Here is a 6,099-nt window from a genome sequence, read left to right as displayed (position 1 = left end):
GCTCCGTGCCCGCCTGGGGGCGGGGGGCGCGGCCGGGGGGGGGTCGGGCCGGGGGGGGGGCGGTGGGTGGGAGGGCCCGTCCGCTGGCGGGGGGTGGCCGGGGGCGGCTGGGGCCGGGCCCCACGCGGGTGGTCGGCGTCAGGCGTCGCCGTTGAGCATGGCGGCGGTCAGGACGTTGCCGGCGACACCCCAGCCGCCGTCGACGACCTCGTCGATGAGCACGACAGTGGTGGGACGGGCCCGTTCACCGTAGATCTCCGCGTACAGGTCGGTGGTGCGCTCGACGATCTTCTTCTTGTCCTCGGCGGTGATGGTGCCCGCGGGAACCTTGAAGTTGGCGAAAGGCATGGGTCGTTCTCCTTTGAGTGGGTTTCTTCCATCGGATCGGAAGTCCGTGGCCGAGGGCGGTAGCCGATGACCGTCCCTCGGCTGGTGTCGGCGTGGTCAGAGGCTGGCGCGAGGAGTGAGCAATTCGTCGATGCCGACGCGGTGGAAGAAGTCCGTGCGAATCCGGTCGTACATGATGGAGACCACTTCGCTGCCGTCGCGGCTGGGATCGACATGGGTGCGGAACGGTCGTTCCCCATGGGGCAGACCGACGACACGGACGATTTCGTCAGCCACTTCCTGGGCCTCACGTCCCGGCGGGAAGATGCGGCTCAGGGCCTCGGTCATCGTGTCCCTGAGCCGCCCGTAGGGCTCGTCGTACTCTGCGGCACGGGCGGTGTCAGCCGGTGCGCCGGCGTGAGTGAAGTGGTTGGTGCCGCTCGGATAGGCGCCGGGGACGACGAGGGTGGTCTCGATGCCGAACTTGATCAGCTCGGCGGCGTAGCTCTCGGCGAGCGCGTCCATCGCGGCTTTGGCCGCGAAGTAGGGTGCCAGGAAGGGCGGATGTCCACCGCGGGTCGAGCTGGATCCGACCCACACGAGCAGCCCTTGTCCCTGGGGGCGCATGATCGGCAGCACCGCGCGGTTCACGCGTTGTGCGGACAGCACATTGACGTCGTAGAGGTCGGCGAGCTGGGCGACGGTGAATGCCTCGGCCGGTCCGAGCACCATGTGGCCGGCGTTGTGCACCACGACGTCGATCCGTCCCTGCTCCGCCATCACGTGGTCGATGGCGGCGTCGACCGATTCCTGTTCCCGGACGTCCATCTCCACAGCGGTGATCCGCACGCCGCGGTCCTTCTCGACCTGGGCGAGCGCGGCGACGGCAGGTGCGTTGCGGCTGGTGGTGGCACGCATGCCGGCGTACACGATGTGGTCGGCCTCGGCCAGGGCCCGTGCGGTGCGGTTCCCGAAGCCACTGGATGCGCCGGTGATCACCACGACCTTCGGCTGCGCACTCACACCATGCCCCCGTTGGCCCGCAGGATCTGGCCGTTGACCCAGTGCCCTTCCGGGCTGGTGAGGAACGCGACCACGTTGGCGATGTCCTCCGGGGTGCCCAGCCGCTCCAGCGGCGGGGTCTTGGCGAGCTGGTCGACCTGTTCGGGCGTCTTGCCGTCGAGGAACATGTCCGTGGCCGTGGGCCCGGGGGCGACGGTGTTCACGGTGACGTCCCGTCCGCGCAGCTCGCGGGCGAGGATCAGCGTGATCGACTCGATGGCGCCCTTGCTCGCCGCGTACGCGCCGTACGCGGGGAATTGACTGCCGACCACGGAGGTCGAGAACCCCACGAAGGAGCCGCCCGCACGCAGGCGACGGGCCGCCTGCTGGGCGACGACGAAAGCTCCGCGGATGTTGGTGCGGTGCACGGCGTCGAGCACTGCGAGGTCGAGGTCGGCAATGGGCGACAGAGCGAGTCGACCGGCGGAGTTCACGACGACATCCACGCCGCCGAACTCCTTCTCCGCCCGGTCGAACACCGTGGCCACCGCGCTCTCGTCCGCCACGTCCGCCTGCACGCAGATCGCCCGCCCGCCGGAAGCGGTGATCGCTGCCACCGTCTCCTCGGCGGCAGCCGCGTCGTGGGCGTAGTTCACCACGACGGCCAGGCCGTCCTGGGCGAGCCTGCGGGAGACCGCCCGGCCGATGCCGCGTGATCCTCCGGTGACGACGGCAACCCGCGCGGCCGCCGGTTCAGGGGTTCGAGCTTGGTGGTTCGTGGTCATGTCCTCCACGATGCGGTGCTCTGACCTGCGCAACCAGGGGATGTCATCCCCTGGGCCAAGCACCCGGCCGAGCGCAGAATGGAGGTTATGAGTTCTGCGAGGTACACCGAGTTGGGAGCCTTCCTGCGTTCACGGCGTGAACGTATCCGCCCGGCCGACGTCGGGCTCCCGACCGGGCCCCGGCGCCGGGTCCCCGGGTTGCGCCGCGAGGAGGTCGCCCAGCTCGCCGGAGCATCGGTGGACTACTACAACGAGCTCGAGCGTGGAGCCGGGTCGCAACCGTCCGAGCAGATGATCGCCGCGCTGGCGAGGGCGCTGCGCCTGAGCGCCGACGAACGCGACTACCTGTTCCACCTGGCGGGCCGCCCGGTGCCCGCGCAGGGTGGAGCAGCCTCGCACGTGCACCCCGGCATGCTCGATCTCCTCGATCGTCTGGCGTCGACACCGGCACAAGTCATTACCGACTTGCACGTCACCCTCGTGCAGAACCCGGTCGCGGTGGCCCTTGTCGGAGACCAGACCGGTTTCCGAGGGCCTCGGGCCAGCTTCGTCTACCGGTGGTTCACGGAACCCGACGCTCGACGTCTCTACCCCGAATCCGATCACGAAGCCCAGTCCCGTGCCTTTGCCGCGGATCTACGGGCCGCTGCCGCGCGGAGGGACGCGAAGGACACCGAAGCCCCCTCGATGATCCATTCGCTGCTCGGCGCCTCCGTCGAGTTCGCCTCGCTGTGGGCCGACCACGACGTGGCGTTCCGGCGGGACGACCGCAAGCGCCTCAACCACCCCACGCTCGGGCTGATCGAGGTCAACTGCCTCAACCTGTTCAGCGAGGACGGCCGGCAGCGCCTGCTGTGGTTCACTCCCGCAGCCGGTACGGACAGTTCCGGCCTGCTCGACCTGCTCGCGGTCATCGGCACTCAGGAAATCGCCGAACCGACACCTTGACGACCTGCCGCCTTGGGTCACCGTGCCCTTCAAAGCAGCTCGGACCGCAGCCAGGAATCGATCACCGGTGCCAGCGGGGCCAGGACATTTAGCTGCCGACTGGGTTGGGCGGCCCGCCGCGACAGCCTCTGCCTCGACCGGCCCGCCGCGACAGCCTCTGCCTCGACCGGGCCGCCAAGCAGCTCGCCGCCGACGGCTTCCCCGTCTCCGACGACCTGCTGGCCCGCCGGTCCCCGCTCCGGTTCGACCACATCGACTTCCTCGGCCGCTACGCGTTCTTCCGCTCGGAGGAGGCCGGGCGACGGCCGCTGCGCGAACCGTCGCCCACTGAGGAAGGCGGCGACGCCTAGTCAGCTGTGGCCTCGTCCGCGATGGGGAGCACGAGCACTGACGGGTGGTGGAGTGAGATCCGAACTGGTGCGAGGCGGGTGGCCGTTGCCGTGGGCTCGCCGGTTCCGGTGTTGCGGGCGAAGCGTGGGTGGGCTCCACCGCTGATCTGCAGGCGGATCCGGTGTCCGGCGACAAATCGGTAGGCGGTGGAGCTCATGGCCACGGTGACGGTGGCCAGGTCCTCCTCATGGGGCTGGAGCCGTCGAAGGCCGTCACAGACATTGGTGGAACGGTTCTGGGGGTCGACGTCGCAGAGCCGGGCGAACACGTCGGCGTGGCCGGTGTCCGTACTGATCTTCAGGATCGCGCTCACCGGTCCGAGGATGGTGACCGGCTCGGGGAGCGGTGCCGTGGTGAAGGTCAGGACGTCCTTCCGTGCCTCCAGTGGGCGGTTGTCCGCCTGTGCGGCCTTCCCGCCGACCAGGGCACCGCCGAGGGAGGGGGTCGGGTCGGTCGGGTCGTAGCGGAAGGACAGCGGCTCGGTTGTCTCCTCGGGCGCTCGGTGGGTCAGGGCGCCGTCGGTGTCGATGTACCAGCGTCGGCTCCGGAGGACCGGCGGCCAGTCGGGCAGATCCTGCCAGGCTCGTCGGCCTCCGACGTGGACGCGAACCCCTGTCGGCCGCAGGGCGGACGGGTCGTCGCACAGGTGGGCCCGCAGCCAGGCGAGGCTTTCGGTGAAGACCTCGGGCCAGCCCCGCTGGAGTGCCGACTGATGCGACCAGGGGCCGACGAGCAGGGCCGTTTCACAGCCGGCACGCCGCAGTCGCTCGTACTGCTGCAAGGTCTGGTCGAGATGCACGTCGTGCCAGCCGCCTATCAGGGCCGTCGGCACGGTCAGCCCGTCGGCGGCGGACCCCACGTCCGCGCCGTCCCAGTGGACATCCCCGGCGTCGGGGTGCGCCATGGCCCCGTCGAGGAACGGCACCGGGCCTCCGAGGGCGGGCCGGTATGCCTCGACGAGCGGGAGTCCAGCGGCGGCCGTTCGCAGGTGGCGCTGCAGCCGCAGGGTCGCCCGCAGGAGGCTCGGTACGCCTTGGTGCTGCGTGGTGAGGCCCATGGCGACGACGAGCGCATTCTCCAGGGCGAACGCGCCGCCGGGGTGGAAGAAGCCGTGCGGGTCGTGCATGCCGATCTGGACCACCATCGCGCGCAGCTCCGGGGGCGGATCCATGGCGAGCGCCCACTGGACGTAGCCGAGGTAGCTGGGGCCGATGGTCCCCAGGACACCGGAGAACCAGGGCTGCTTGCGCAGCCAGGCGACGGTGGCCCGGCCGTCGGCGGCCTCGTTGCGCCAGAGGTGGAAGTCGCCGTCGGAGCCGCCGGTGCCGCGGCAGCTCTGGAGGACGACATGGAAGCCCTGCTCGGCGAGGAGCACGCCGTACATCGGCGCCCAGGGGAATCCCCGGCCGTAGGGCGAGCGCACCAGCAGTGTGGGGAAGTCCCCGCCGTCCAGCGGGAAGTAGTGGTCGGTCAGCAGAGGGCTGCCATCTCCTGCGGGTACGACGAGGCCGGGGTCGTAGGCGATGTCGTGCAGCTTGGGAGGAAGTCCCCGCATGGACCGCCGCATGGCCCTGGTGCTCAGGGGCGGCTTCTTCCCGACCGGGCGGTGCGTGGGCATCGTCACGGGTGCCTCGTTTCTGGGATGGGGCGGGCGATCTCACTTCCCGTACGATGTACGAGAATAGCTCATGCTTGGATGGACCGTCAGAAGGAGGGAGGTGTCACCATGGCCCGCACAGACTCGGCAGCCCCGTCGGGTACCCACGCCGGGGTGGATCCGGAGGCGCTCTGGTTGGCGACCGAACGCCCGCGACGCGGCAGGCCGCCCGCCCACACTCGTGCCGAGATCACCGCGACCGCCGTCGCCATCGCCGATGCCGAAGGGCTCGCCGCCGTCACTATGCGCGCGGTCGCGGCCCGGCTCGGCGCCGGAACCATGTCCCTGTACAGCTACGTCCCCAACAAGGAGACGCTGCTGGAGCTGATGATCGACGAAGTGAGCGGCGACCACCGGTTGCCGACCACGCCCACCGGCGACTGGCGCTCAGACCTTCGGCGGATCGCCCATGAACAACGCACCATCATGCGGCGCCACCCGTGGCTTCCCGCCGCGCTCCCGGCCCGGCAGACCCTCGGCCCGAACACCCTCGTCGTCCTGGACCACGTGCTCGCCGTGATGACCCCCACCGGCTTGGACGCCCAGGCTCGGCTGGAGACCTTCAGCCTCCTCACCGGGTTCGTGGCCAGCCACGTGTCGTACGAACTCGCCCAAGAGCGCGCGATCGAAGAGGCAGGGCGGACCCCCGGCGAGATCCTCGACGCCCAGACTCGCTACCTCCGCGCCGCCGTCGCCAGGGGCAACCATGCCCATCTCGCCCGGGCCCTGGCCGCGCCGGGTGGCGACCAGAACCCCCAAGCGGTCTTCGATCGCCTCCTCGACCGCGTGATCAATGGGATCGCGCTGGAGTCCGAGTAGTTGGTCATCACGCCGACCGTTCAACGAACCATCGTTTCTGTCCACGCCCTCGAACACCGGCCCGCACGGTCCGTGCACCGCGAGGCCGTCCGCGGTCACCGGTAGTCCCTGGATCTCCATCGCGGGCCTGCTGTCCGCCGCCGCGGCTTCCACTCCCCCGCGGCGGTGCCG

At 70.3% G+C, this 6,099-nt stretch carries 7 protein-coding genes; 3 read left to right on the top strand and 4 right to left on the bottom strand.

Translation table 11 applies throughout. The features are described from left to right. Positions 1 to 138: 138 nt before the first annotated feature. From AB0P35_RS28910 to AB0P35_RS28900, 3 genes are all read right to left on the bottom strand, one after another. Positions 139 to 348, bottom strand: a complete 210-nt coding sequence (locus tag AB0P35_RS28910) for a 4-oxalocrotonate tautomerase family protein (RefSeq protein ID WP_095878032.1) — start codon at positions 346 to 348, stop codon at positions 139 to 141. Between the two features lie 96 nt (positions 349 to 444). Beyond that, the gene (locus AB0P35_RS28905) at positions 445 to 1,350 is read right to left on the bottom strand and encodes an SDR family oxidoreductase (RefSeq protein ID WP_363516387.1); all 906 of its coding nucleotides are present in this window, start codon (positions 1,348 to 1,350) and stop codon (positions 445 to 447) included. After that, a complete protein-coding gene (locus AB0P35_RS28900; protein WP_363516384.1) occupies positions 1,347 to 2,114 on the bottom strand; it encodes an SDR family oxidoreductase in 768 nt (255 codons plus the stop codon). The genes AB0P35_RS28905 and AB0P35_RS28900 overlap by 4 nt, the downstream gene beginning before the upstream one ends. Positions 2,115 to 2,192: 78 nt before the next feature. Here AB0P35_RS28900 and AB0P35_RS28895 point away from each other — a divergent pair, with 78 nt between their 5' ends. Together AB0P35_RS28895 and AB0P35_RS28890 are read left to right on the top strand one after the other, a co-directional pair. Further along, a complete protein-coding gene (locus tag AB0P35_RS28895) occupies positions 2,193 to 3,062 on the top strand; it encodes a helix-turn-helix transcriptional regulator (protein ID WP_363516381.1) in 870 nt (289 codons plus the stop codon). 104 nt (positions 3,063 to 3,166) lie between these two features. Next, positions 3,167 to 3,412, top strand: coding sequence for a hypothetical protein (locus AB0P35_RS28890; RefSeq protein WP_363516378.1), 246 nt, complete (start codon positions 3,167 to 3,169; stop codon positions 3,410 to 3,412). Here the strand turns inward: AB0P35_RS28890 and AB0P35_RS28885 are convergent. Beyond that, positions 3,409 to 5,007: a CocE/NonD family hydrolase gene (locus AB0P35_RS28885; RefSeq protein WP_363516375.1), complete on the bottom strand. Its 1,599-nt coding sequence runs from the start codon at positions 5,005 to 5,007 to the stop codon at positions 3,409 to 3,411. The genes AB0P35_RS28890 and AB0P35_RS28885 overlap by 4 nt on opposite strands. Positions 5,008 to 5,178: 171 nt before the next feature. On the opposite strand from AB0P35_RS28885, the gene AB0P35_RS28880 reads away from it, so the two are divergent. Next, entirely contained in the window at positions 5,179 to 5,928 is a 750-nt protein-coding gene (locus AB0P35_RS28880) for a TetR/AcrR family transcriptional regulator (RefSeq protein WP_363516372.1), read from the top strand. The last annotated feature ends 171 nt before the right edge of the window (positions 5,929 to 6,099 follow it).

This window comes from Kitasatospora sp. NPDC085879 (assembly GCF_040686255.1).
Classification (GTDB): domain Bacteria; phylum Actinomycetota; class Actinomycetes; order Streptomycetales; family Streptomycetaceae; genus Kitasatospora.
Note: the sequence above shows the minus strand (reverse complement) of the source record. Positions and strands in the feature narration are given on the sequence as shown.